The sequence below is a fragment of the Streptomyces sp. NPDC004667 genome (assembly GCF_040609475.1).
Lineage (GTDB): Bacteria > Actinomycetota > Actinomycetes > Streptomycetales > Streptomycetaceae > Streptomyces.
Genome location: NZ_JBEXKC010000049.1, coordinates 23312 through 48057, shown reverse-complemented (window position 1 = coordinate 48057; position 24746 = coordinate 23312). Strand labels below are relative to the sequence as shown.

The 24746-nt window shown below is 72.2% G+C and carries 15 protein-coding genes; 2 read left to right on the top strand and 13 right to left on the bottom strand.

Translation table 11 applies throughout. From position 1 onward, the window contains the following. Positions 1-18: 18 nt before the first annotated feature. The 5 genes from ABZW32_RS25100 to nrdR all read right to left on the bottom strand — a co-directional run bounded on the left by ABZW32_RS25100 (position 19) and on the right by nrdR (position 6350). Entirely contained in the window at positions 19-933 is a 915-nt protein-coding gene (locus ABZW32_RS25100) for an arylamine N-acetyltransferase (RefSeq protein ID WP_356219540.1), read from the bottom strand. A gap of 97 nt (positions 934-1030) precedes the next feature. Continuing rightward, a complete protein-coding gene (locus tag ABZW32_RS25095) occupies positions 1031-1720 on the bottom strand; it encodes a DUF6215 domain-containing protein (protein WP_356219538.1) in 690 nt (229 codons plus the stop codon). A 129-nt stretch (positions 1721-1849) separates the two neighbouring features. Further along, the gene (locus tag ABZW32_RS25090; protein ID WP_356219536.1) at positions 1850-2593 is read right to left on the bottom strand and encodes a hypothetical protein; all 744 of its coding nucleotides are present in this window, start codon (positions 2591-2593) and stop codon (positions 1850-1852) included. 208 nt (positions 2594-2801) lie between these two features. Next, positions 2802-5699, bottom strand: a complete 2898-nt coding sequence (locus ABZW32_RS25085) for a vitamin B12-dependent ribonucleotide reductase (protein ID WP_356219534.1) — start codon at positions 5697-5699, stop codon at positions 2802-2804. A gap of 135 nt (positions 5700-5834) precedes the next feature. Then, positions 5835-6350 (bottom strand): transcriptional regulator NrdR, encoded by a 516-nt coding sequence (gene nrdR / locus ABZW32_RS25080; RefSeq protein ID WP_356219531.1) that lies wholly within the window; start codon positions 6348-6350, stop codon positions 5835-5837. Positions 6351-6855: 505 nt separating this feature from the next. Here nrdR and lexA point away from each other — a divergent pair. After that, the gene (gene lexA, locus ABZW32_RS25075; RefSeq protein WP_030239576.1) at positions 6856-7647 is read left to right on the top strand and encodes a transcriptional repressor LexA; all 792 of its coding nucleotides are present in this window, start codon (positions 6856-6858) and stop codon (positions 7645-7647) included. 173 nt (positions 7648-7820) lie between these two features. Here lexA and ABZW32_RS25070 read toward each other — a convergent pair whose 3' ends face one another. From ABZW32_RS25070 to ABZW32_RS25050, 5 genes are all read right to left on the bottom strand, one after another. Further along, the gene (locus ABZW32_RS25070; RefSeq protein WP_356219529.1) at positions 7821-9791 is read right to left on the bottom strand and encodes an ATP-dependent DNA helicase; all 1971 of its coding nucleotides are present in this window, start codon (positions 9789-9791) and stop codon (positions 7821-7823) included. A gap of 52 nt (positions 9792-9843) precedes the next feature. Next, positions 9844-11676, bottom strand: coding sequence for an IucA/IucC family protein (locus ABZW32_RS25065; protein WP_356219570.1), 1833 nt, complete (start codon positions 11674-11676; stop codon positions 9844-9846). A gap of 183 nt (positions 11677-11859) precedes the next feature. Continuing rightward, entirely contained in the window at positions 11860-12561 is a 702-nt protein-coding gene (locus ABZW32_RS25060) for a GNAT family N-acetyltransferase (RefSeq protein WP_356219527.1), read from the bottom strand. A 31-nt stretch (positions 12562-12592) separates the two neighbouring features. Next, positions 12593-14623, bottom strand: a complete 2031-nt coding sequence (locus ABZW32_RS25055; protein ID WP_356219524.1) for an IucA/IucC family protein — start codon at positions 14621-14623, stop codon at positions 12593-12595. A gap of 1614 nt (positions 14624-16237) precedes the next feature. Then, complete coding sequence (locus ABZW32_RS25050; protein WP_356219522.1) at positions 16238-17686, bottom strand: diaminobutyrate--2-oxoglutarate transaminase family protein; 1449 nt, start codon at positions 17684-17686, stop codon at positions 16238-16240. A gap of 292 nt (positions 17687-17978) precedes the next feature. Between ABZW32_RS25050 and ABZW32_RS25045 the strand changes: the two genes are divergently transcribed. Continuing rightward, positions 17979-19154, top strand: coding sequence for a hypothetical protein (locus ABZW32_RS25045; protein WP_356219520.1), 1176 nt, complete (start codon positions 17979-17981; stop codon positions 19152-19154). Positions 19155-19243: 89 nt separating this feature from the next. On the opposite strand, the gene hflX is transcribed toward ABZW32_RS25045, so the two are convergent. The 3 genes from hflX to ABZW32_RS25030 all read right to left on the bottom strand — a co-directional run bounded on the left by hflX (position 19244) and on the right by ABZW32_RS25030 (position 24687). Then, entirely contained in the window at positions 19244-20749 is a 1506-nt protein-coding gene (gene hflX, locus ABZW32_RS25040) for a GTPase HflX (RefSeq protein ID WP_030240085.1), read from the bottom strand. A gap of 167 nt (positions 20750-20916) precedes the next feature. Continuing rightward, positions 20917-22425 (bottom strand): M1 family metallopeptidase, encoded by a 1509-nt coding sequence (locus ABZW32_RS25035; RefSeq protein ID WP_356219517.1) that lies wholly within the window; start codon positions 22423-22425, stop codon positions 20917-20919. A gap of 171 nt (positions 22426-22596) precedes the next feature. Continuing rightward, a complete protein-coding gene (locus tag ABZW32_RS25030) occupies positions 22597-24687 on the bottom strand; it encodes an HD domain-containing protein (RefSeq protein WP_356219514.1) in 2091 nt (696 codons plus the stop codon). Positions 24688-24746 lie beyond the last annotated feature (59 nt).

The window sequence follows — 24746 nt, the reverse complement described above, 5'->3', positions numbered from 1 at the left end:
GGCCTGGCGGGGCCGGGGTCAGTCCCCGGAGCGGTGGATCCGCACCAGTTCCGCCGCATCCCGCTCGGACAGCCGAATGCCGAACTCCCGCTCCAGCAGTGGGAGCAGCTCCTCCGTGGCCACGGACACGCGCTCGGTCCGGCCGTCGGGGTACAGCCGGGTCAGCTCCCGGCCCACGAGCGCGACACGGACGTCCTCGCCGGGGTACTGGACGATGGTCTGCCCCAGGAAGGCGGAGCGGGGGTGCGATGAGCTGTAGTGGTTGAGCAGGACGTAGTCGACGGGGTGGTAGCGCTGCGGGGAGAAGGCGTACAGGTCGCGCCAGACGTCCCCGCGCAGGGCCCGCAGCACGAGGACGCCCTCCTCCTCGGCGTGGACGGCGTACGTCCACGCCCCCTGGCGCACCTCTGCGCCGGGGCGTGCGAGCGGGACGGGCTCACGCGGGCCCACGTAGCCGAATCCGGCGTCGCAGAGCCACGGTTCGCCCTCGACGGTGACGACCAGGACCGCATGGGTCACGGGCAGCAGGGAGTCACCCCGGGTACGGTTGCGGGCGCCGCGCCCGGAGACCTCGAAGCCGATCCGTTCCAGGGCGGCGGCCAGCAGCGTGTTCTGCTCGTAGCAGTATCCGCCGCGGCGGGCGTGCACGAGCTTGTCCTCGATGGCCTTGACCTCCAGCGCGACGGGGCGGCCGAGCAGGACGTCCAGGCTCTCGAAGGGAATGGCGGCGGTGTGGGCACGGTGTACCGCGTACAACGTCTCCAGGTCCGGCCGGAGTTCCCGGAGCCGCGCCCCGCTCCCGTCCCCGTCGCCGGCTCGGTCTCCGCCGAGGTCTCCGCCTCGATCTCCGCCTCGGTCCGCAGCACCGTCTCCCGCGCCGATCCCGATGCGCGCCAGGTACGCGTCCAGGTCCAGCTCGTCACCGTTCCACATGGCTCTCCCACTCCCCCACCGTGAAGTCCAGGTCCAGGGTCCGGGATCGCCCGGCCCCGCACAATGATCGCGGCGTCCGCCACGCGGACCGGCGGGCTCAGCCCGAGGCCCAGCCCGGGATCGTCGGCAGCACCTGCTCGGCGACCCGCAGCAACGCGGCCTCGTCCGGGACCATGTCGTCCTGGCGCCAGATGACCAACTCGTAGGAGCCACCGCCGTCCTTGGCGTCCCGGGCGACCAGCAGGTGGCGGGCGATCCCGCCGGGCCCCCCGCTGCCGCCGCCGGCGCCGCCGAGGTTGATCCGGAGGGCGATGGTGTGGTCGGAGTACAGGACGGCCGGACGCCCGAGGACCGTCTGTTCCCGCGCGGTGTCCCCCAGCAGCCCGGCCATGCCTGCGACGGGGAGCCGGTCGTACGAGGCGGTGACCTTCACCGAGTGGCTCTTGAGCGTGACGGTCGCCTGGGAGGAGGCGGTCCGGTCGCCGCCGGCACGGGCCGTCCGGTCCCCGCTGCCCGAGGCGGTCTCCGCGCGCTCCCCGGGCGTTCCCAGGAGCACCGGGAGATCAGGCCTGTTCAGCGCCTCGCACAGGCGCGCCCCGGAGACGTACTCCGCCGGCAGGTCCTCCCCCGAGTGCGAGCACGCGGCGGGCCCCCGGTCGGCCGGCTGCCCGCCGCTCTCCCCCAGCACCCATGCCGCGCCGCCGAGGCCGCCGACCAACACCACCGCCGCGACGGCCTGGGCCGCCGCGTTCATGCCCCGGCCCGGTCCGGCCGCTGTGCCGCCCATGTCCCCACCCCTCCCCGTGCGCGTCCGATGCGCGCCGGGGGAGACTAACCGGTGATCGTTTCGACGGGAAACGAAATCCGCACCGGCCCCCACCCACCTGACCTGCGCCTCCAGGCGGCGCGGCCGGAGTCACCCCCTCCGCGGCCAGGCGTACCCGAGCTGCCGGGCGAACTCGACTGATCCGCCGCACACTTCGGCGCTCGGCCTCGGATCACCGGCCGTGAGCCGCAGGGCGAGTCCCTCCGCCTGCGCGGCGGGGTCTTCTCCGGAGAGGGCGAGCACCATCCGGAATTGCAGCCAGGGTCGGTCCTCCCTGATGGCCGAGGTGCTCGGATGGAAGAAGAAGAGGTTGATCCGGTCGGGTTCCCACAGCCAGGCGGACACGCTGCCGAGTTCGCAGTCCCATGTCGAAAGCCAGTCGGTGCGCGCTGCCAGGTGCCGCGTCAACAGGCGGGCGACCGTGCGCGCGGGCCACTCCCAGCTGTGGTCCGCGGCGGCCCGCTCGACCTCCGCCCGGTACTCCCCCGCGTCGAAGCGGAACTCGGGCAGGTCGACCTCGTCGTCATCGGGATTGCGCCACCCGCCCCAGATCACCTCGTCGCCGTCACGCCGAACGGTCACGTAGAGGGCGCCGCAACACCCTTCGGTGCACTGTGCCTCGGCCAGCCGCACCTCGCGCGGCTCGACGGCGTCGGCCGTGAGGGGTCCGTCCGGCGGCAGGAGGTACTTGGGGTCCTGGCCCGGCCCTTCCGTGAACGCCTCCGCCAGGATGTCCACGCCGTCGACCACCGGCCGTACCTCCACCAGGGCACCGGGCTCGGGAGCATCCGGCACGACGATCCGGAGGATGAGGCGGTTCTTCTCGTCGGTCATCGGACGATTCTCGGAGCCGCGGCACGGGAACGCCAAGCATTTCCCAGGACGGCGCCCGTCGGCCCGCCGGCTGCGGGGGCGCCCGTCCCCCGCGCACCCACAACGCCGGAGAGGGTGCCGGCCCATGGCCGGCACCCTCTCTCAAGCGCGGATCAACGCCCTCCGCGACAGCTGCTCACTGTCGCCCCGGACGCGGTTCCGCTCCGTTTCAGCTGCAACCGCTGGTGGACCCGCAGCCCTCGCAGATGTAGCAGGAGCCGGCGCGCTGCATCTTCGTACCGCAGGAGAAGCAGAGCGGGGCGTCGGCGGAGACGCCGAGCTGCATCTCGACCAGTTCGGCGTTGGAGTGCGCCGTCTTCGGGGCCGGGACGGAAACGATCTCGACCGGCTTCGGGGCGGAGGCCGCCGGGACCGCCGCGAGCGGCGCCGACTGGGCGAGGGCCTCGGTGTCGAGCTCCTCGTCCTCCAGCGGCTCGTAGGAGCCGGTGTCGAGGTGGCGCTGGCGCTCCTCTGCGGAGTGGATGCCGAGGGCCGAGCGGGTCTCGAACGGCAGGAAGTCGAGCGCCACGCGACGGAAGATGTAGTCGACGATCGACTGCGCCATCCGCACGTCCGGGTCGTCCGTCATACCGGCCGGCTCGAAGCGCATGTTGGTGAACTTCGCGACGTACGTCTCCAGCGGGACGCCGTACTGCAGACCGACGGACACGGCGATGGAGAAGGCGTCCATCATGCCCGCGAGGGTCGAACCCTGCTTGGACATCTTGAGGAAGACCTCGCCCAGACCGTCGTCCGGGTAGGAGTTCGCCGTCATGTAACCCTCGGCGCCACCGACCGTGAAGGAGGTGGTGATCCCCGGGCGGCCCTTGGGGAGGCGCTTGCGGACCGGGCGGTACTCGATGACCTTCTCGACCGCCGCGCGGATGGTCTCCTCGGCCTTCTCGGTGACCTCGGCCTTCTCCTCCTCCTTCTTCTTGGCGGAGAGGGGCTGGCCGACCTTGCAGTTGTCGCGGTAGATCGCGAGCGCCTTGACGCCCATCTTCCACGCCTCGAAGTAGATCTCCTCGATCTCCTCGACGGTCGCCGTCTCCGGCATGTTGACCGTCTTGGAGATCGCGCCGGAGATCCAGGGCTGGATCGCGGCCATCATGCGGACGTGGCCCATCGCGGAGATGGAACGCTCGCCCATGGCGCAGTCGAAGACCTCGTAGTGCTCGGTCTTCAGGCCCGGGGCGTCGACGACCACGCCGTGCTCGGCGATGTGCGCGACGATCGCCTCGATCTGCTCCTCCTGGTAGCCCAGGCGGCGCAGGGCCTGCGGGACGGTGCCGTTGACGATCTGCATCGAGCCGCCGCCGACGAGCTTCTTGAACTTGACCAGGGCCAGGTCCGGCTCGACACCGGTGGTGTCACAGGACATCGCGAGACCGATGGTGCCGGTCGGCGCGAGGACGGAGGCCTGGGCGTTGCGGAAGCCGTTCTTCTCGCCGAGGCGCAGGACGTCCTGCCAGGCCTCGGTGGCCGCGGCCCAGATCACGTTGTCGAGGTCGTCGGTGCGCGGCGCGACGGCGTTGGCGTCGGCGTGCTGCTTCATGACGCGCTTGTGCGAGTCGGCGTTGCGGGCGTAACCGTCGTACGGGCCGACGATGGCGGCCAGCTCGGCGGAGCGCTTGTACGCGGTGCCGGTCATCAGCGAGGTGATCGAGGCGGCGAGGGTGCGGCCGCCGTCGGAGTCGTACGCGTGGCCGGTCGCCATCAGGAGGGCGCCGAGGTTGGCGTAGCCGATGCCCAGCTGGCGGAAGGCGCGGGTGTTCTCGCCGATCTTCTGCGTCGGGAAGTCCGCGAAGCAGATGGAGATGTCCATCGCGGTGATGACCAGCTCGACGACCTTGGCGAAGCGCTCGGCGTCGAAGGTCTGGTTGCCCTTGCCGTCGTCGTCGAGGAACTTCATCAGGTTGAGCGAGGCGAGGTTGCAGGACGTGTTGTCCAGGTGCATGTACTCGCTGCACGGGTTGGACGCGGTGATGCGGCCGGACTCGGGGCAGGTGTGCCAGTTGTTGATCACACCGTCGTACTGGATGCCCGGGTCGGCGCAGGCCCACGCGGCCTCGGCGAGCTTGCGGAAGAGGGCCTTGGCGTCGACCTTCTCGATGACCTCGCCGGTCATGCGGGCCCGGAGGCCGAACTCGGTGCCGTTCTCGACGGCCGTCATGAACTCGTCGTTCACGCGGACGGAGTTGTTGGCGTTCTGGTACTGGACGGACGTGATGTCGTCGCCGCCCAGGTCCATGTCGAAGCCCGCGTCGCGCAGGGCGCGGATCTTCTCCTCTTCCTTCACCTTGGTCTCGATGAAGGCCTCGACGTCCGGGTGGTCCACGTCCAGGACGACCATCTTGGCCGCGCGGCGGGTGGCGCCACCCGACTTGATCGTTCCGGCGGACGCGTCGGCGCCGCGCATGAAGGAGACCGGACCGGAGGCGTTGCCGCCGGAGGAGAGGAGCTCCTTGGAGGAACGGATGCGGGAGAGGTTCAGGCCGGCGCCGGAGCCGCCCTTGAAGATCATGCCCTCTTCCTTGTACCAGTCGAGGATCGACTCCATGGAGTCGTCGACGGCCAGGATGAAGCAGGCGGACACCTGCTGCGGCTGGGGCGTGCCGACGTTGAACCACACCGGCGAGTTGAAGCTGAAGATCTGGTGCAGGAGGGCGTAGGTCAGCTCGTGCTCGAAGATCTCCACGTCGGCCGGGGACGCGAAGTAGTCGTTGTCCTCGCCGGCCTTCGTGTACGTCTTCACGATCCGGTCGATGAGCTGCTTCAGGCCGGTCTCGCGCTGCGGGGTGCCGACCGCGCCGCGGAAGTACTTGCTGGTGACGATGTTGACCGCGTTCACCGACCAGAAGTCGGGGAACTCGACGCCACGCTGCTCGAAGTTGACCGAGCCGTCGCGCCAGTTGGTCATGACGACGTCACGGCGCTCCCAGCTCACCTCGTCGTACGGGTGCACGCCGGGGGTGGTGTGGATGCGCTCGATCCGAAGGCCGCTCTTGGCAGTCTTGGTCCCCTTGGCGCGGGAACCTCGTGCCGAGCCGCTCGCCGTCTCTGTCATGCCGCTTCCTCCCATATGCGGGCAAAAACGCCCTAAAGTGCCAACGATATTCCGCGGCACGGTGCTGTGTGTCTTGTTCTGCGAATGTCGCCCTGCCGAGGCAGGCCGGACCGCGCCGGGGCGCGGCCCCGCCGGTCAGTCGGCGGCGGAGGCGGGCACGGGGACGACCGGAACGGTCCCTCCGGGCTCGCACTCATGGGGGTGAGGCCGCGGCTCGCGCAGTTCCGCGATGGCGGTCTCGAAGTCTTCAAGGGTGTCGAACGCTTTGTAGACGGACGCGAAGCGCAGGTACGCGACCAGGTCGAGCTCCTGCAACGGGCCGAGTATGGCCAGACCCACGTCGTGGGTGGTCAGCTCGGCACTGCCGGTGGCGCGCACCGCCTCTTCGACCCGCTGGCCGAGCTTGGCGAGGGCGTCCTCGGTGACCGGCCGCCCCTGGCACGCCTTGCGGACGCCAGAGATGACCTTGGTGCGACTGAAGGGTTCGGTCACTCCGCTGCGCTTGATCACCATCAGGGAGGCCGTCTCCACCGTCGTGAAGCGACGGGAGCAGTCGGGGCACTGACGGCGCCGACGGATCGACGTCCCGTCGTCCGTGGTGCGGCTGTCGACGACGCGACTGTCAGGGTGCCTGCAGAAGGGGCAGTGCATGGTTCCCTCACCCTTCGTTTTGGCACGGCTGAATCACCTCACTGCGCCCCTGAACGGCAGGGACCAGGCGCTGCCGGGGGCTCGTGAAGCAGCCACAAGCATATGCGATGTCGGAACCCTCGGCGGACCGAGGACCACAACTTCTGGGCGGCGCCGCTCATCCAACCACTAGATCTTGGGTTGTGGCGGATTTGCGCCGCTCCGCGTGTCGCGGTGTCCGGTGACCGGAGAAGGGGCCTCCCACTGCCACACTGGACGCGGGCCCGAGAGGTGGCGGTCCGACCGGGAAGGGTACCGTAAGCAGCAGGTGCGGAGCCGAACCCGCGTTCGGGAAACCGGCCGGCGGGACACCCTCGCGACCGACCTCCGGGCCGACCGTCCATACACCCACCGATCTAGCCCAGGTGGGGGATCCGCGATTTTTCACTCGAACGTGTGTTTGGCGCAACCTTTCGAAAGCTACTACCGTTGTCCAGCTAGGGAGAACATTTCGAGAGGGGCCGACGTGACCACCACCGCAGACAGTGCCACCATCACTGCCCAGAACCGCTCCCAGAGCCGACTCGAGCCGGTGCATGCCATGAACGACGCAAGCCTGAACCCGGAAGCGGAGCCCGTACGCCCCGCACGCTCGCTGCCAGGGCGACCTCCAGGCATCCGCGCCGACAGCTCCGGGCTCACCGACCGGCAGCGGAGGGTCATCGAGGTCATCCGGGACTCCGTGCAGCGGCGCGGCTACCCGCCGTCGATGCGCGAGATCGGCCAGGCCGTGGGCCTCTCCAGCACCTCCTCCGTGGCACACCAGCTGATGGCCCTGGAGCGGAAGGGCTTCCTGCGCCGCGACCCGCACCGTCCCCGCGCCTACGAGGTGCGCGGCTCGGACCAGCCGAGCTCGCAGCCCACCGACACCACCGGCAAGCCCGCCGCCTCTTACGTTCCCCTGGTCGGCCGGATCGCGGCCGGCGGCCCGATCCTCGCCGAGGAGTCGGTCGAGGACGTCTTCCCGCTGCCCCGCCAGCTCGTCGGAGACGGCGAACTGTTCGTCCTCAAGGTCGTCGGCGACTCGATGATCGAAGCCGCCATCTGTGACGGCGACTGGGTCACCGTCCGCCGCCAGCCGGTCGCGGAGAACGGCGACATCGTCGCGGCGATGCTCGACGGCGAGGCCACCGTCAAGCGCTTCCGGCGCGAAGACGGCCACGTCTGGCTGCTCCCGCACAACGCCGCCTACCAGCCGATCCCCGGCGACGAGGCCACCATCCTCGGCAAGGTCGTCGCGGTACTGCGCCGGGTCTGAGACCCCGCCGCCCCCTCAGCCAGCTCCGGGACCCACTGCGCCGGTCCCGGAGCTGTTCCATGCCCAGGTGCCGGTACGCCCGGCGCCGGATCGGGGACCGGGGCGGGCAGCTCGCCCGCCGACGGCCTCATCGCTTCCGTGGCTGATTCCCTGGCGAGGCTTCCCGGCGTCGGCTACTTCCCGTCTGCCTTCGCGGTCGCGTCGATCGCGGCCAGCGAGCGGCGGACCTGGTTGCGGTCCGTCGTGTACCAGAAGTCCGGCAGGGTGGCCCTCAGGAAGCTCCCGTAGCGGGCGGTGGCCAGCCGCGGGTCAAGCACCGCGACGACCCCCCGGTCCCCGGAGGCCCGTACGAGCCGACCCGCTCCCTGTGCCATGAGCAGGGCGGCATGGGTGGCCGCGACCGCCATGAAGCCATTGCCCCCGTGCTCCTCCACCGATTTCTGGCGGGCGCTCATCAACGGGTCGTCGGGACGCGGGAACGGGATCCGGTCCATGATCACGAGCTGGCAGCTGGGTCCCGGGACGTCCACGCCCTGCCAGAGCGACAGCGTTCCGAACAGGCAGGTCTTCGGGTCGGCGGCGAAGGACTTGATGAGCTCGCCCAGCGTCTCCTCGCCCTGGAGCAGGATCGGGTTCTCCAGCCGGCCGCGCAGTTCCTCGGCGGCCGCCTTGGCACCGCGCATGGAGGAGAAGAGACCGAGGGTGCGACCGCCGGCCGCCTCGATGAGTTCCGCCAGCTCGTCCATCATGTCGCCGCGGGTGCCTTCGCGGCCCGGGGTGGCGAGGTGCTTGGCGACGTAGAGGATGCCCTGCTTGGGGTAGTCGAACGGCGATCCGACGTCCAGGCCCCGCCACACGGGCACGTCGTCCCCCTCGACGCCCTCCGGGGAGAGGCCCAGCGAGGCCGCGACTCCGTTGAAGTCGCCGCCCAGCTTCAGGGTGGCGGAGGTGAGGACCACCGAGCGGTCCTCAAACAGCTTCTCGCGCAGCAGCCCGGACACCGAGAGCGGTGCGACCCGGAGGGTGGCGCCGAAGCGGTCGTGGCGCTCGTACCAGACGACGTCGTACTCGGAGCCGTTCATGATCCGCTCCGCCACGGCGTGGACGTTCTCGACCGCGGCCAGTGCCTGCTTGCGGACGGCGTCCTCGTCGTGGACGGACTTGTCGCGGGTGGCGCCGATCGCGGAGATCACGCTGCGGGCGGAGTCCCGCAGGGACATCAGCGCGTAGCCGAGGTCCTCGGGGATCTCCTCCAGGCGGCCCGGGAGCGCCAGCTCCATGACCCGTTCGAAGGTCTCGGAGGCGGTCTGGAGGGAGTCCGCCGTTTTCTCTTCGACCAGCTTGGCGGCACGCTTCACGGCCCGGTTGACCTGGCCGGGGGTGAGTTCGCCGGTGGCCACCCCCGTCACGCGGGAGACCAGCTCGTGGGCCTCGTCCACGATCAGCACCTCGTGCTGCGGCAGGACGGGGGCACCCTCGATGGCGTCGATCGCGAGCAGCGCGTGGTTGGTGACGACCACGTCGGCCAGCTTGGCCCGCTCCCGGGCCGCCTCCGCGAAGCATTCGGCGCCGTACGCGCACTTCGTGGCGCCCAGGCACTCCCGGGAGGAGACGGAGATCTGGCTCCAGGCCTTGTCCGAGACGCCGGGCGTGAGGTCGTCGCGGTCGCCGGTCTCGGTCTCGTCCGCCCAGTCGCGCAGGCGCAGCAGGTCCTGGCCGAGCTTGCTGCTGGGGGTGGCCGCCTCGAACTGGTCGAAGAGGCCCTCCTCCTCGTCCTGTGGCGCCCCCTCGTGCAGGCGGTGCAGGCACAGGTAGTTCGACCGGCCCTTGAGCATGGCGAACTGCGGTCGCCGGCGCAGCTGCGGGTGGAGGGCCTCCACGGTGCGCGGCAGGTCGCGCTCGACGAGCTGGCGCTGCAGGGCCAGCGTCGCGGTGGCCACGACCACGCGCTCCCCGTGGGCGAGGGCCGGCACCAGGTAGCCGAGGGACTTTCCGGTGCCGGTGCCGGCCTGGATCAGCCGGTGGGAGTTGTCGTCGATCGCTTCGGCGACGGCTTCGGCCATGGCCACCTGGCCGGGCCGCTCCGTGCCGCCGACGGCGGAGACGGCGGCGTGCAGCAGGTCGGGGAGGGAGGGCTTCGTCATAGCAGTGCCAACCCTACGGGGCGCCACCGACAGTGGACGCATCGATCATCACTCACGGGTGGTGCAGGGGGTTGGCGACGGTGCCGTGCGTGACGGCGTGCGGACGGTCGGGGCGGTCGCGGTAGCCGTCTTCGTGCAGTCGGTTCCGGTTGAGGCAGAGCCGGTCGATCCGCTCGGTGAGCAGGTCGAACAGCTCGTAGCGGTCCTTGAGCTCCGGGAAGCGGGCCTGGTGGCGCAGGGTCTCCGCCCGTACGAGGGACCAGAACTCGCTCTCCGGAAGGCCGAGCCGGTCCTCGCAGAGGGCGGAGAGGTAGCGGAAGACCCCGACGAACAGTCCCGAGTGGATGAACTGGGTGAGGTAGCCGGGGGGCTCGGTGAGGAGGGCCGCCCTGACCTCGTCGGGCATGGAGGCGTGCTCCGGCAGCGGCTCGCTGCTGATGTTGATGTCGTCGACGAAGTCCTTGACTGCGAGGCGGACCGGTACGTCCTGCTCGTCGAAGATCACGATGGTGTTCTCGCCGTGCGGGGAGAACACGGTGCCGTAGCGGTAGAGGAAGTGCAGGAGCGGGGGCAGCAGGGCGGCTAAGAGGTGTTGCAGCCAGGCGGTGGGCGTGAGTCCGGACCGGGCGACGAGTTCGGCGGTGAAGGCGCGGCCGCGGGGATCGACGTGGAGGAGCGAGGCGAGGGTACGGGCGCGTTCGCCGGGGGCGAGGTGGCCGGTCAGGGGTTCGCGCCAGATCGCTCCGAGGAGTTCCTTGTACTGGTAGGGCACCTCGGGGAGCCGGTCGTAGACGGGGTGGCGGACGGTGACGGAGGCGACCTCGCCGAGCAGGACGACCCCGCACTCGCGGCTCAGGAAGGGGTCGGCGTCGCGGAGGGAGTGGATCCAGGCGGTGACGGCGGGTGCGGCGAGGGTGAGGTCGCTGGGCAGACCGCGCCAGACCATGGTGTTGAAGACGGACAGCGGCAGTTTCACGCTGTGGCGTTCGGGGCGGGTGAGGTTCAGGAACGTACGGATGGACTGCTGCGGGAGCCGTGTGTCGAGGTCGGCGGGGAGCGGGACCAGTGCGCCCGAGGCGAGGGCGGGGGCGAAGAGCGGGAGCACGATCTCGTCCCACTGCCAGGGGTGGACCGGGAGGTAGAGGTAGCCGCGGGGGTCGAGGCCCCGGTCGCGGAGGGCCTGGTCGAAGGCGGCGCGGGTGACGGGGTCCAGTTCGGCCGAGTACAGGCGTGCGGGGTCTTCGAGGCCGGCGGTGCCGCGGTACTCGGCGAGGGAGGTGTGGGCCGCCAGCCACGGCAGGCGCTGGCGGTTGCGGGCCTCGGGCGCCCAGGCCGCCGCGTCGGCGGCGGACCATCCGACGCGGCCCTTGTTCAGGACGAGCCAGGGGTGGCCGGTCTGGTGGCCTTCGAGGTCGGCGTAGTCCAGATCGGCGAGGACGTCGGCGGTGAGCGCGTGGTGGTCGAGGCGCACGTCGGCGGCGAGGGTGGCGCTGAGCTCGTGGACGAGGTGACCGAGGGTGGGGCCGTCGAGGCGCAGGAGGGTGCGGGCCCGGACGAGGAAGTCGTACGGGTCCCCGTAGGCGACCGGGGGCTGCGTGGAGGGGGGTGCCGGGGCGAGGGTGATGGTGTCCGGGGTGACGTGCCAGCTTCCGTAGGCGCGGCGGCGGGCGCGGAAGCCGAGGGTGCTTCCGTCGTCCAGGGCCAGCGCCCAGGCGTCCCCGGTGGCGGCCTGGGCGGGGGCGGGGCTGGGGACGGGGACGGGGCTGACGATCTCCTCGTACGCGAACTCGCCGATCATCTTGGCGAGCAGGCGGCGGGCGGCGAAGTCCCAGGTCGGGCGGTTGAGCTCCGGCGGCGTGCAGGGATGTTGCGGCGACGGGGGCAGGACGGGCCCGGCGGAGTCGGGGGCTGCGGGGAAATTCGGCACGGGACTCCTCGGGATCGGGAACTTTGCTGCGTGACGCAGAGTTTTCGAAGGGAGAGGCGTTGGACCAACCGGACGCGGCGCGGTGATCGGGGAAGGAGCGGTGGAGAAGGACGGTCGAAGGAAAACGTCGCGGGAGGGCGGTCAGAGGAGATTGCGCAGTGACCGCTCCCGGATCATCAGGGCGGCGCGCTTCTCAGGGAGCTGGATTTCCGCGGAGAAGCGGAAACCGGCGGTCAGGAAGGCTGATACGGAGGGGGTGTTGCGGATGTCCGGTTCGGCGATGACGCGTGCGCAGCGGGGCCGGTGGTCGAAGACGAGGCCCGCCACGGCGCGCAGCAGTGTGGCGCCCAGACCACGGCCTCGGTGGGCACGGTCCCCGATGAGCAGGTGGATACCGGTGTCGTGGGGGCGCGCCCGGTAGTGGTGGGAGAGGGGGTCGAGATCGGCTCGGTAGATCTCCCAGTAGCTCATCGGCGTGCCGTCCAGGAGGCCGAGGCAGGGGATGCTGAGGCCGTCAGCGTCGAGCTGCGCCCGCAAGTGGGCGGATGTGACGGCGGCGGGCCCGTCGAGCTCCCAGTAGGCGGCCACTTCGGGGTCGTTCATCCAGCCGGTCAGGAGCTCCAGGTCGCGGTCCGGCCGGACGGGTTCGAGACGGAAGTCCCCGGCCGGGGTGGCTGCGGTGTCCCAGCCGGCGGGTGAGTCGAGGAGGTCCGCCTCGGCGAGCAGGGGCAGCAGTCGGGCGGTGAGTCGGCGTTCGGTGGGCCGGAGTTCGGTGGGCCGGTACAGGCCGGGGCCGGTGGTGGATGCGGTGCCGGAGTGGGCGGTCGTGTCGGTGGAGGGCATCGGGGCTCTTCTCCGTGTCGGTGGAAGCGCGTCAGTCGTGGAGGGGGTTGGCGATGGTGACGTAGACGGACTGCGTTTCGACGGGGCCCACGAGCTCGTCGAGGCCGCCCAGGCGGGTGAGCAGGTTCGCCTTGCAGCGGAGGGTGGGTGAGTCCAGCAGCTGTGCGGGGAGCGGACCGAGGCCCGCGGCCTTGCCGAGGAAGCGGCGGAAGGCGGCGAGGAGTACGCGCTCGTCGGCCAGCCCCTGGGATCCGAAGGCGCCGATGAGGCCGAAAACGTTGTTGATGCCGAGGTAGTAGGCGAAGCGTTCGTCGGTGACGGCGTCGCGGACGAAGGTGTCACTGGCCCTGCCGATGCCGGGGAGTCGTCGTTCCAGTTCGGCGCGTCGGGAGTCCCGGAAGTAGTAGCCCTGGTTGTCGCGGAAGCGGCCGCCGACGGGCCAGCCGGCCCGGTCGAGGAGGACGAGGGTGTTCTGCTGATGCGCTTCGAGGGCGATGCCGGCGAGCGCGTCGAACGCGAGGACCGGCAGGACGACGTGGTCGAGGTAGCGCAGGAACCACTCGGCGGCCACGGCGGAGGTGGAGCGCCCGGTGGAAAGGGAGAGCCGCGAGACGGTGTCGGCGAGCCGGGAGCGCATCGTGGTCCGGCCGGGCCACGGGCGGAGGGCGGTGAGTGCGGCGACGCAGACGGCGTCGTCGTCGGAGCGGAAGGGGTTGTGGCGCAGCAGGGCGTCGAGTCCGGGGACGGGTGTGCCGTCCGGGGAGTCGACGGCGACCCAGGCGGGGTCGCGGACGATGTCGAAGCCGGGGTGGGCCGCCTGCCACTGCTCGGCGAGGCCGGTGCGTAGCAGTCGGTGCACTTCGACACCGCGGTGGAGTTCCTTGCGGAGGTTCTCGCGGCGGGAGTTGGTGATGCGCAGGCCCAGGGAGAGCTTGAGCATCGCGGGGGCGCCGGGGCGGTGGACCGTGCGGACGGAGGAGGTGGGGTACCAGGGGGCGCCGTGGGGGCCCAGGTCGGTGAGGAGTCCTGCGTCGCGCAGGGCGGTGACGGCGGGGCGCTGGAGGAGGTCGCGGGCCTGCCAGGGGTGCAGGGGGAGGGCGGTGGCGCCGGCGGGCGCCGGGAGTCCCGGGGCGAGCCGGGCGAGGAGCTGGGCGGCGGAGACCGGGCGGCCCCGTTCGGTCCAGGCGGAGTCGGTGGCGAGGACGGTGGGTGCGACCGCGATCCAGTGCAGGGGGAAGGAGCCGTGCAGTTCGGGTGAGTAGTGGCGTGCTTCGGTTTCGGAGAGTCCTTCGCGGCTCTTCGGGTCCGGCTGGAGGGGGTGACCGAGGAGGAGGGACTGTTCCGCGCTGAGGAAGCGGTCCCCTGCGATGGGGGCGGGAGCCTCGGGACGTTGGCGCCGGTCGGCGATGAACTCGGCGGTGCGGCGCACCGAGTCGGCGACCCGGCCGACGAGGTCGGCCCCTCCGCGGCCCGTGCCCTCGCGGGCGATGAGGGCGGCCAGGGTGACGGCGTCGACGGCGGGGGCGTGGGCGGGGGCGCCTTCGAGGCGGGCGGGTGCGAAGCGGTGGCAGCCTGCCGGGGACCAGTGGCGGACGGGGACGAGCAGGGCGGCGCCGGATGCGGGGAGGGGGATGCGGAGCAGGGTTCCGGCGGGCCCGTCGGGGCGGCCGATGCCGCTCTCGCGGACCCAGCACCGCAGCAGGTTCTCCACCGTGGCGGCCTCGGCCGCGACGGCCGGGTCGGGGTGGTCGAGCAGGTCGGGCAGCACGGCCGGTTCCGGGCCTACGGGTCCCGTACCGCCGGGTCGGGGGCGCGGGGTGCCGTCCTTCTGCCGGGGCACCGTGCCCACCGGGGAGATCCCGGCGGGCTGCCGGACCGGGCCCGGCTGTCGGGCAGGGCCGGCCGCCTCCGGTGTGGGCTCCTCCGGCAGGTCCGGGTCGAGGCCCGGACCGGCCGCGAGGACCGGGCGCTGCGCCGGGTCCTCCGGAAGCGCGGGGTCCTCCGGCTCGTGCTGCGCCGGAGCATGACCCGGGGCATCGGCATCCGGGCCCACCCCGAGCACCGGGCCTGCGTGGGCGGCCGGGTCCGGGGTGGCCGTCTGGGGGCGGTGGGGAAGTTCGGAGTCCCTGGTGTGTGCCGGGGTGGAGTCCGGACCGGTCGAAGCGATCGGGGGCCTGGAGACAGGCTGGGCTGACGCGACGCGGCCGGGGAGGGCGGATCCCGGGGCTGATCCAGCCGCCGACCCGATCGGGGGACGGGGGGCCTCCCGATCCGCCGGCTGGTCCGCCGACGGGTCCGCGGAAGCACGGCCGGCTACTGCGGGCTCCGGTCCGGCGGCATCGGGCAGGAAGCGGGGGGCTCCATACTCCCCGCGAGCACCGGCAGTCGGGACGAACGCCGGGGACGAGCAGGGACCCGGACCGACGTCGGCGGGCCCGAGGCCGGGAACTTCGCGGCCCGTCGGCACCCCGGCGGGAGAGGTGGCCGCCGGGGACGGGGCAGGGCCGAGCCCCTGATCCGCGGGAGCGGCTTGGGCCGTCGCCTGCCACTCCGGGGCACGGCCCGGAAGCTCCGGGTCCAAGGGGGACCCGGGTACGGGGCCTACAGGGGCGGTCAGGGCATGGGGGGCCGACCGGTCCACCGGGGTCCGGCCGGGAGGCGCGGGCTCCCCGGCTGGGTGGTGCTGCGGACCGGCGGCTGCGGCCGGGGGAAGGGGTGCCGTCTGGTCTGTGAGGGCGTCGACGGGAGGTACGGGCTCCGGCGGTGAACAGCGCTGCGGACCGGCAAGAGCGGCCGGGGGAAGGAGTGCCGTCTGATCCATCGGGGCGTGGACGGGAGGTGCGGGCTCCAGGGGGGCGTGGCGGTCCGGACCGATGGCAGTAGGCAGGGGGCGGGGAGCCGTCTGCGTTGAGGCAGGGCCGTGAGGTGTGGGGTCCAGGGCCGGCGTGGGCTTCGAGGTGCGGACCCGGATCGTGGGCTCCGGGGGTGGACCGGCCACCGGATCGGCGGGGGTGGTGACGGGTTGGAAGGACGCCCGGCCCGTCGGAGCGGGGGCCGGCGGGGAGGAGGGCGCGGCTGTCCGCTCCGTCATGGCGGGGGCCGACGGAGAGGACGACGTGGCCGTCCGGTCCGAGGGGGCGAGGGTCGAGGCGGAGGCCTCGGTGGGCATCCGGTCCGACAGGGCCGCGGCCGACAGGGAGACCTCGGGGGACGTCCCGACCGACAAAGCGGCGGCCGACAGGGAGGACGACGTGGCCGTCCGGTCCGACGGGGAGGCGGCCGACAGAGAGGCCTCGGGGGGCGTCCGGTCCGACGGGGCCGCGGCTGACGGGGAGACCTCGGGGGACGTCCGGTCCGACAGGGCGGCGGCCGAACAGGAGGCCTCAATGGCCCTCCGGTCTGACGGGGAGGGGGCAGAAGGGGAGACCTCGGGGGGCATCCGGTCCGACAGGGCCGCGGCCGACAGGGAAACCTCGGTGGGCATCCGGTCCGACAGGGCCGCGGCCGACAGGGAGGCCTCGGGGGACGTCCCGACCGGCAAGGCGGGGGCCGACGGGGAGGGTGGCGGGGCCGTCCGGTCCGTCGGGGCGGGGGGTGAGGGGGAGGCCTCGGGGGTTGGCCGGTTGGTTGGGGGGTGGGGGGTGGGGTCGGGCATCGGGGGTCCTTGGGGTGCGGGTCAGAGGGGTCGGCGGGCCGCGGCGGGGAGGGCGTCGGCCAGTCGGTCCAGGACCGCGGTGGCCTGCTCGTCGGTCAGGGTCAGCGGGGGCAACAGGCGTACGACGCTGGAATCCCGGCCTCCGAGTTCGACGATCAGTCCGCGGTCCAGGCACTCCTGGCGGACGGCGGCGGCGAGGGCGGGGGCCGTGGCTCCGGTGTCGGGGTCGACGAGTTCGAGGCCGATCATCAGGCCGCGACCGCGGACGTCCCCGACACAGGGCAGGTCGGCGGCCAGCCCGCGCAGGGCCGTGAGCATCCGCCCGCCGAGGACGGCGGCGCGCTCGGCGAGTCCGTTGTGGCGGACGTAGGCGAGCGTGGCGGTGCCCGCCGCCATGGCGAGCTGGTTCCCGCGGAATGTTCCGGCGTGGGCTCCGGGCGTCCAGACGTCCAGTTCCGCGCGGTAGACGATCACGGCGAGCGGCAGGCTGCCCCCGATCGCCTTGGAGAGCACCATCACGTCGGGCACCACGCCCGCGTGGTCGACGCCCCAGAAGGCGCCGGTGCGGCCGACGCCGGTCTGCACCTCGTCGGCGATCAGCGGGATGCCCCGGACGGAGGTGATCTCCCGCATCCTGCGCAGCCATGCGTCCGGGGCCGGGTGGACGCCGCCTTCGCCCTGGACGGGCTCCACGATCATGCCGGCGGGCAGGGGCACCCCGCTCTTGGGGTCGTCCAGCAGGCTCTCCGTCCAACGGGCGCCGATCCGGGCGCCCTCGGGGCCGCCGACCCCGAACGGGCAGCGGTGGTCCTGCGGGTACGGGAGCCGGGTCACCCGTACGTCGGTGGCGCCGCCCGAGGCGTCCATGGCCCCGGAGGTCATGCCGTGGTAGGCCCCGGTGAAGGCCAGCAGCCCGGTGCGGCCGGTGGCGGCGCGGACCAGCTTCAGCGCGGCCTCGACGGCGTCCGTGCCGGCCGGGCCGCAGAACTGGACGCGGGCGTCGGCGGCCAGTTCCGCGGGGAGGTTCGCGAACAGCTCGGTGGTGAAGGCGTCCTTGACCGGGGTCGCCACGTCGAGCACGTGCAGCGGGGCCCCGGAGTCGAGGACCCCGCGGATGGCTTCGAGGACGACGGGGTGGTTGTGCCCGAGGGCGAGGGTCCCCGCGCCGGAGAGGCAGTCGAGGTAGCGCCGCCCGTCGGCCCCCTCGATCGTCAGCCCCCGGGCTCGTACGGGGACGATGGGCAGCGAACGGGCGTAGGTCCGGGCGGCGGACTCCCGCAGCGCCTGCCTGCGCAGGATGCCCTCGGCAGCGGCGGGCCAGCGGCCCCCCTGTGCCGGAACCAGCGGCGGTTCCGGCGGCGGGACAGGGGTCTCCGGCGGGGTCTGCGCCGCGGCTGCGGTCGGCTCGGTCAAGGCCACGACTGTCGGTCCTCCCGCACGGGTTGCTCTTCCGGATTGCGTCTCGAACATGAACGCTGCTGTCCCATCCCCCGTACGTACCAACGACGGTGACGGCGGCGGATCACGGGTCGGCGGAAGATCCTTGGCCGTCGGCACGACGGAAGAGGACGACGGGAGAGGACGACGGAAAGGGGTACGCGGGGACGTACGGGGCATCCGGGCGTGATGTCCGGACGGGGCCCGGAGACAGGAACCACCGACCCGGGAGGCGCCGTCCTCCCTCACGGCGGCATAGTGGGGTGCTGCGATCCACCCGGACGACACCGCCTCAACACCTCGAAACACCAGGGGGACTTACGACATGCGACCGAACCGACCGGTCACCGCGATCCTGTGCGTGGCAGCGCTGGCGCTGACCACCGCGGCGTGCGGGTCCGGCGACGGCGGGGCTGGCGGCGACGCCAAGCCGACCGTGGCCGCGCCCCTGCCCTCCGGCGCCACCGACGGGATCAAGATTCCGCAGGAACTCAAGGACAGGCTCAAGCAGCACGGGTTCGACATGGAGAAGTGGAAGGGGGGCGCGTGGAAGAACTGGAAGAAGGAGGACTGGCTCCGCGAGGCGGGCGACTACGTCAACCCGATCATCGACGGCCTGTGGGACCCCGACCGCATGCGTGACGCCGAGCAGCCGCAGACCCCGGCAGTCGACCCGGACGCGGGCAAGGACCAGGGCGTCACCGACCCGACGCCGGCCGCCGTGGCGGCGAAGCCGGCCTCGGCGCCGTACCACGCGAGCGTTCCCGCGTCCGGCAAGGTCTTCTTCGACGGCCCCGAGGGCTCGATGGTCTGCTCGGCGACCGTGGTGAAGGACCCGGCCCACCCGGGCAAGTCCAACATGGTCTGGACTGCGGGCCATTGCGTCCACGCGGGCAAGGCCGGCGGCTGGTACCGCAACATCGCCTTCGTCCCCTCGTACAACAACGCGGGTCAGCCCGCGGCGGCGCTCAAGGGCGCGCCGCGCGAGAAGGTGGCCCCGTACGGCGTGTGGTGGAGCGACTGGGCGCAGACGTCGGACCAGTGGATCGCGACCGGCGGTCCGACGGGGGGCGCGGGTGCCCCGTACGACTTCGCGGTGCTGCACGTGACCCCGGAGAAGGGCGGCGGCAAGTCGCTGGAGGAGACGGTCGGCTCGGCGCTCCCGGTGGAGTTCAACGCCCCGGCCGTGCCGAAGGTCGCGAGCATCACGGCTACGGGCTATCCGGCGGCGGCGCCCTTCGACGGGCAGAAGGCGTTCCAGTGCGCGGACAAGCCGGGCCGGCTGGCGCTGACGCAGGCGGACCCGGTGATGTACCGGATCGGCTGCACGATGACCGGTGGTTCCTCCGGTGGCGGCTGGGTCGCGGCGGGCGCCGACGGCAAGCCGGCGCTGGTGTCGAACACCTCGATCGGCCCCGCCAAGGCGGGCTGGCTGGCCGGGCCCAGGCTGGGCCCCGAGGCCAAGGGGATCTACGAGGCGGTCAGCGGCAAGTTCAAGTGAGCCGCGGGACATGACACGACCGAGGGCCCCTCGCCTGTGCGAGGGGCCCTCGGTCATGTGGTGCGGTGGGTGCCGCGTCCGCTGTGCGGTTACTGCTTGGCGGGCACGTACGGTGCCAGGTCCGCCGCGAGTTCCTGGTGGACCCGGGCCTTGAGCAGGGTGCCCTCCGGGGTGTGCTCCTCGGAGATGACCTCGCCCTCGGCGTGCGCCCGGGCGATCAGCGCGCCGCGGGTGTAGGGCACCAGCGCCTCCACCTCGACCTCGGGCCGGGGCAGCTCGGCGTCGATGAGCGCGAGGAGTTCCTCGATGCCCATACCGGTGCGCGCCGAGACGGCGATGGAGTGCCGTTCGATGCGCAGCAGGCGCTGCAGGACCAGCGGGTCCGCGGCGTCCGCCTTGTTGATGACCACGATCTCGGGCACGTTGACCGCGCCGACCTCGCGGATCACCTCGCGCACGGCCGCCAGCTGCTCCTCCGGTGCCGGGTGCGAGCCGTCCACGATGTGCAGGATGAGGTCGGAGTCGCCGACCTCCTCCATCGTGGAGCGGAACGCCTCGACGAGGTGGTGGGGCAGGTGCCGGACGAAGCCCACCGTGTCGGCCAGGGTGTAGACCCGGCCGGAGGGGGTTTCCGCGCGGCGCACGGTCGGGTCGAGGGTGGCGAACAGTGCGTTCTCCACCAGGACGCCCGCGCCGGTGAGGCGGTTGAGCAGGGAGGACTTGCCGGCGTTGGTGTAACCGGCGATGGCGACCGAGGGCACCTTGTTGCGGCGCCGTTCCTGCCGCTTGATGTCGCGGCCGGTCTTCATCTCCGCGATCTCCCGGCGCATCTTCGCCATCTTCTCGCGGATGCGGCGCCGGTCGGTCTCGATCTTGGTTTCACCGGGGCCTCGGGTGGCCATGCCGCCACCGCCGCCGCCACCCATCTGCCGGGACAGCGACTGGCCCCAGCCGCGCAGGCGCGGCAGCATGTACTGCATCTGCGCGAGCGCGACCTGCGCCTTGCCCTCTCGGGACTTGGCGTGCTGGGCGAAGATGTCGAGGATGAGCGCGGTCCGGTCGACGACCTTGACCTTGACGACGTCTTCGAGCGCGATGAGCTGGCCGGGGCTGAGCTCACCGTCGCAGACGACGGTGTCGGCGCCGCTCTCCAGCACGATGTCGCGCAGTTCGCGGGCCTTGCCGGAGCCGATGAAGGTGGCCGGGTCGGGCTTGTCGCGACGCTGCATCACACCGTCGAGGACGAGGGCGCCCGCGGTCTCGGCGAGGGCGGCGAGCTCCGCGAGGGAGTTCTCGGCGTCCTGCACGGTCCCGGAGGTCCAGACACCTACGAGGACCACGCGCTCCAGGCGGAGCTGTCGGTACTCGACCTCGGTGACGTCTTCGAGTTCGGTGGAGAGACCGGCGACGCGGCGCAGGGCCGCGCGCTCGGAGCGGTCGAGCTGGTCGCCGTCCCGCTCTCCGTCGATTTCGTGGCTCCAGGCGACGTCCTCTTCCATCAGGGCATCGGCCCGAAGGCTCTCGGTGAAGCTCTGCGAGTCCCGCACGTTCTGCGCGTCCCGCGGGTCCTGGGAAGGGGAAGAAGAGGAGGTCATTGGATCCTTACGTCGATTCGATTGCGTCCGCGCCGACCGCGGTCACGACCAGGTCAGGGCCAAAGGTACCGCTGCGCGTGACCAAACGCTGTCACGTCCAACGTGTGACCGCGTCCGGTGATTCCCCGGTCGGCCTCGTCGATGGTGACATGCCCGTTCCTGGCCCGTCATACCGTTTTTCCGGCGGCCGGATGCGCCGGGGCCGTCTTCGGGTCAGCCTTCGGGCTCGGCTTCGGGGCCGCGGGGCCGCTCCACTCCGGGTGGCCCGGCATCGGCGGCGTCGTCTGCCCGTAGAGCCACGGCTCCAGGAAGGGCCCCAGGTCGCGTCCCGCCTCACGGGAGGCCAGGCGTACGAAGTCGTCCGTGCCGGCGGTCCCGTCCTTGTGCTCCGCCACCCAGTTCCGTTCGACCCGGTCGAAGGCCTCGGTGCCGATCTCCTGCCGCAGGGCGTAGAGGATCAGCGCGGCCCCGTCGTAGACCACCGGCCGGAACAGCCCGATCTTCTCCCCCGGGGCCGCCGCCTTCGGGGCCGCCGGGGGGCCGCCCGCGGCCCGCCACTGGTCGGAGCGCTGGTAGGCCTCGCGCATGCGCCGTTCCAGGGAGTACTTGCCGAGGCCGTCCGCGTAGAGGGCCTCGTACCAGGTCGCGTGTCCCTCGTTGAGCCACAGGTCGGACCAGGTCCGCGGGGTCACGCTGTCGCCGAACCACTGGTGGGCGAGCTCGTGGACCATGACGGACTCCACGTACCACTCGGGGTAGCCCTCCCCCGCGAAGAGGCCGTGTTCGAAGAGGGAGAGGGTCTGCGTCTCCAGCTCGAAGCCGGTCTTGGCCCGCGCGATGAGCACGCCGTAGTTCTCGAAGGGGTAGCGGCCGACCCGCTCCTCCATCCACTCGATCTGCCCCGGGGTCTTGCCCAGCCAGGGCTCCAGCCGTTCCCGGTCGGCGGCGGGCACGACGTCGCGCAGCGGGAGTCCGTGCGGCCCCGTGCGGTGGACCACGGCGGACCGGCCGACCGAGACCTGGGCCAGCTCGGTGGCCATGGGGTGCAGGGTCTTGTACGTCCACACCGCCGCGCCCCCCGCGCGGGCGGAGGGGAGGCTGCTCGGGACCCCGTTGGCGACGACCGTCGTCCCGGCGGGGGCGGTGATCCGGAAGGTGAAGTACGCCTTGTCCGCGGGGTGGTCGTTGCAGGGGAAGACGCGGTGGGCGGCGTCGGCCTGGTTGGCCATGGCCAGGCCGTCTTCGGTGGGCACCCAGCCGCCGTCGGCGCGGCCGCGCGGGTCGCTGGTGTGCCGGACGACGAGGTGCAGCGGCGTCCCGGCGGCCACGGCGTGCGCGGGGGTCAGCACGAGGTCCTCCCCGACGCTGTCGATGCCCGCCGGTTCCCCGTTGACCTCGGCGGAAGCCACCGTTCCGTTGGTGAAGTCCAGGTTGATCCGCTCCAGCGGCTCCAGGGCGCGGGCCTCGATGACGGTGACCGCGTCGAGGGGGGTCAGGTTGTCCTTGTACGTGAGGGAGAGGTCGTACGAGAGGACGTCGTACCCCGGGTTGCCGAGCTCCGGGAACAGCCGGTCGCCGATGCCCAGGGGCTTCGGCGGGGGCAGCACGGCGGCGACGAGGGTCAGGGAGGCCGCCGCGAGGAGGGCGGCGCGCAGGCGCGGGGAGGTGAGCTGCATCCACCACCGCTTACCAGCGCCCGTCGCGCGTCCGCGAGCGACGCGCGACGGGGGCACCCGAACGTGTGGCGCCCGCCGTTGGCCGACCCGCTCGCTCCCCCGGCGTACGCCCCCTCACGCCGCACCGCACCGGATCCGAGGATCCGGGCCCCGCCCTTCCCCCCGGAAGTCTCAGGCCCGGCTGACGTCGTAGACGCCGGGCACGTCCCGCATGGCGCGCATCAGGGCGGGCAGACCCGTCGCGTCGGGCAGTTGCAGCGTGTAGGAGTGGTGGACCCGCTGCTCGACCGGCGGCTCGACGGTGGCCGAGATCACCTCGACCCCCTGACGGGCGATGGCCTCGGTCAGATCGGCCAGCAGGTGCGGGCGGCCGAACGATTCAGCGAGCAGGGTGACGCGGCAGTCGGCGGTGGCCCGCCAGTGCACGGCGACCGAGGTGCGGCCCACGGAACGCATCTGCTCCACGGCCGGACAGTGGATCCGGTGCACGGTGACGGCCCCGCCCCGGACGACGAACCCGGCGACCGCGTCGGGCGGCACCGGAGTGCAGCAGCCGGCGAGCCGTACGTGGGCGTCGGGGAGGTCGGCGACGGCGTTGCCCCCTCCGCCCCGCAGCCCGGTCACGGACAGCGGCGCCCGGGGGGCCGCGGCGGCGGGTCCGGCGCCGTCGGGATGGGCCGCGAGCCAGCTGCTGATGGCGATGCGGGCGGCGGGGGTCCGGGCGTGCTCCAGCCAGTCGGCGGCCGGCCCGGAGGAGGCGTCGTGGGCGAGGAGCAGCTGCACGGTGTCCCCGTCGGAGAGCGGGGAGGACAGGGAGGTGAGGCGCCCGTTGACCCGGGCGCCGATACAGCCGTGGGCCGCCTCGCCGTACTGGGCGTAGGCGGCGTCGATACAGCTGGCCCCTGCGGGCAGGCTGATCGCGGCGGTGGCGTCCCCGTCCTCGCGGAACACGGTGATCTCGCGGTCCTGGGCCAGCTCCGCGCGCAGCACGCTCCAGAAGGTGTCCGGGTCGGGCGCGGACTGCTGCCAGTCGAGGAGCCGGGAGAGCCAGCCGGGGCGGGTGGGGTCGACGCGCTCCTCGTCGCTGTCGGCGGCTTCCGCCCGGGTGCCGGTGGTGTACGGGTTGCCGAGGGCGACGACGCCCGCCTCCGCGACCCGGTGCATCTGGCGGGTGCGGACGATGACCTCGGCGACGTACCCCTCGGGGACGGCGACTGCGGTGTGCAGGGACTGGTAGAGGTTGAACTTCGGGGCGGCGATGAAGTCCTTGAACTCGGAGACGACCGGGGTGAAGCAGGTGTGCAGTTCGCCGAGGACCCCGTAGCAGTCGGCGTTCTCGGCGACGAGGACGAGGATGCGGCCGAAGTCGGAGCCGCGCAGTTCGCCCCGGGTGCGGGAGATGCGGTGGACGGAGACGAAGTGCCGTGGCCGTACCTGTACCTCGGCGGCGATGCCGGCGTCGCGCAGGACGGCGCGCACGGAGTCGGCGATGGCGGGGAGCGGGTCGGCGTCACCGGCGTGGGCGGCGATGAGCGCGCGGGTGTGCTCGTACTCCTCGGGGTGGAGGATGGCGAAGACGAGGTCTTCCAGCTCGGTCTTGAGGGCCTGGACGCCGAGCCGTTCGGCGAGGGGGATCAGGACGTCGCGGGTGACCTTGGCGATGCGGGCCTGCTTCTCGGGGCGCATCACTCCGAGGGTGCGCATGTTGTGCAGCCGGTCGGCGAGTTTGATGGACATCACGCGGACGTCGTTGCCGGTGGCGACGAGCATCTTGCGGAAGGTCTCGGGTTCGGCGGCGGCGCCGTAGTCGATCTTCTCGACCTTGGTGACCCCGTCGACGATGAAGCAGACCTCGTCGCCGAACTCCGCGCGGACCTGATCGAGGGTCACGTCCGTGTCCTCGACGGTGTCGTGGAGCAGAGAGGCCGTCAGGGTGGTGGTCTCGGCGCCGAGTTCGGCGAGGATGAGCGTGACGGCGAGCGGATGTGTGATGTACGGCTCACCGCTTTTGCGCATCTGGCCGCGGTGCGAGGTCTCCGCGAGGAGGTAGGCCCGCCGCAGAATGGACAGATCGGCGTCCGGATGGTGGGCGCGGTGCGCTTCTGCTACGTGTCCGATGGCGTCCGGGAGCCGGTCCCGGGACGCGGGCCCGAGCAGGGCGGCTCGTCCCAGGCGGCGCAGATCCAGCCGGGTCCGGCCACGTCTGCGCAGCTCAGGACGCATTTCGGCATGTGCTTCGGGGTTCGTGGCCTCTGCACTCATGGGCACCTCCGACGGCTTCGACCGGCGGTGGCGGGCATGGGGTGAGCCCTCAGGGCCGG

Coding starts and splice junctions, on each gene's coding strand:
- ABZW32_RS25100 (WP_356219540.1), bottom strand. CDS start 933: ATGTGGAACGGTGACGAGCTGGACCTGGACGCGTACCTGGCGCGCATC.
- ABZW32_RS25095 (WP_356219538.1), bottom strand. CDS start 1,720: ATGGGCGGCACAGCGGCCGGACCGGGCCGGGGCATGAACGCGGCGGCC.
- ABZW32_RS25090 (WP_356219536.1), bottom strand. CDS start 2,593: ATGACCGACGAGAAGAACCGCCTCATCCTCCGGATCGTCGTGCCGGAT.
- ABZW32_RS25085 (WP_356219534.1), bottom strand. CDS start 5,699: ATGACAGAGACGGCGAGCGGCTCGGCACGAGGTTCCCGCGCCAAGGGG.
- nrdR (WP_356219531.1), bottom strand. CDS start 6,350: ATGCACTGCCCCTTCTGCAGGCACCCTGACAGTCGCGTCGTCGACAGC.
- ABZW32_RS25070 (WP_356219529.1), bottom strand. CDS start 9,791: ATGACGAAGCCCTCCCTCCCCGACCTGCTGCACGCCGCCGTCTCCGCC.
- ABZW32_RS25060 (WP_356219527.1), bottom strand. CDS start 12,561: ATGCCCTCCACCGACACGACCGCCCACTCCGGCACCGCATCCACCACC.
- ABZW32_RS25050 (WP_356219522.1), bottom strand. CDS start 17,686: ATGTTCGAGACGCAATCCGGAAGAGCAACCCGTGCGGGAGGACCGACA.
- ABZW32_RS25045 (WP_356219520.1), top strand. CDS start 17,979: ATGCGACCGAACCGACCGGTCACCGCGATCCTGTGCGTGGCAGCGCTG.
- hflX (WP_030240085.1), bottom strand. CDS start 20,749: ATGACCTCCTCTTCTTCCCCTTCCCAGGACCCGCGGGACGCGCAGAAC.
- ABZW32_RS25035 (WP_356219517.1), bottom strand. CDS start 22,425: ATGCAGCTCACCTCCCCGCGCCTGCGCGCCGCCCTCCTCGCGGCGGCC.
- ABZW32_RS25030 (WP_356219514.1), bottom strand. CDS start 24,687: ATGAGTGCAGAGGCCACGAACCCCGAAGCACATGCCGAAATGCGTCCT.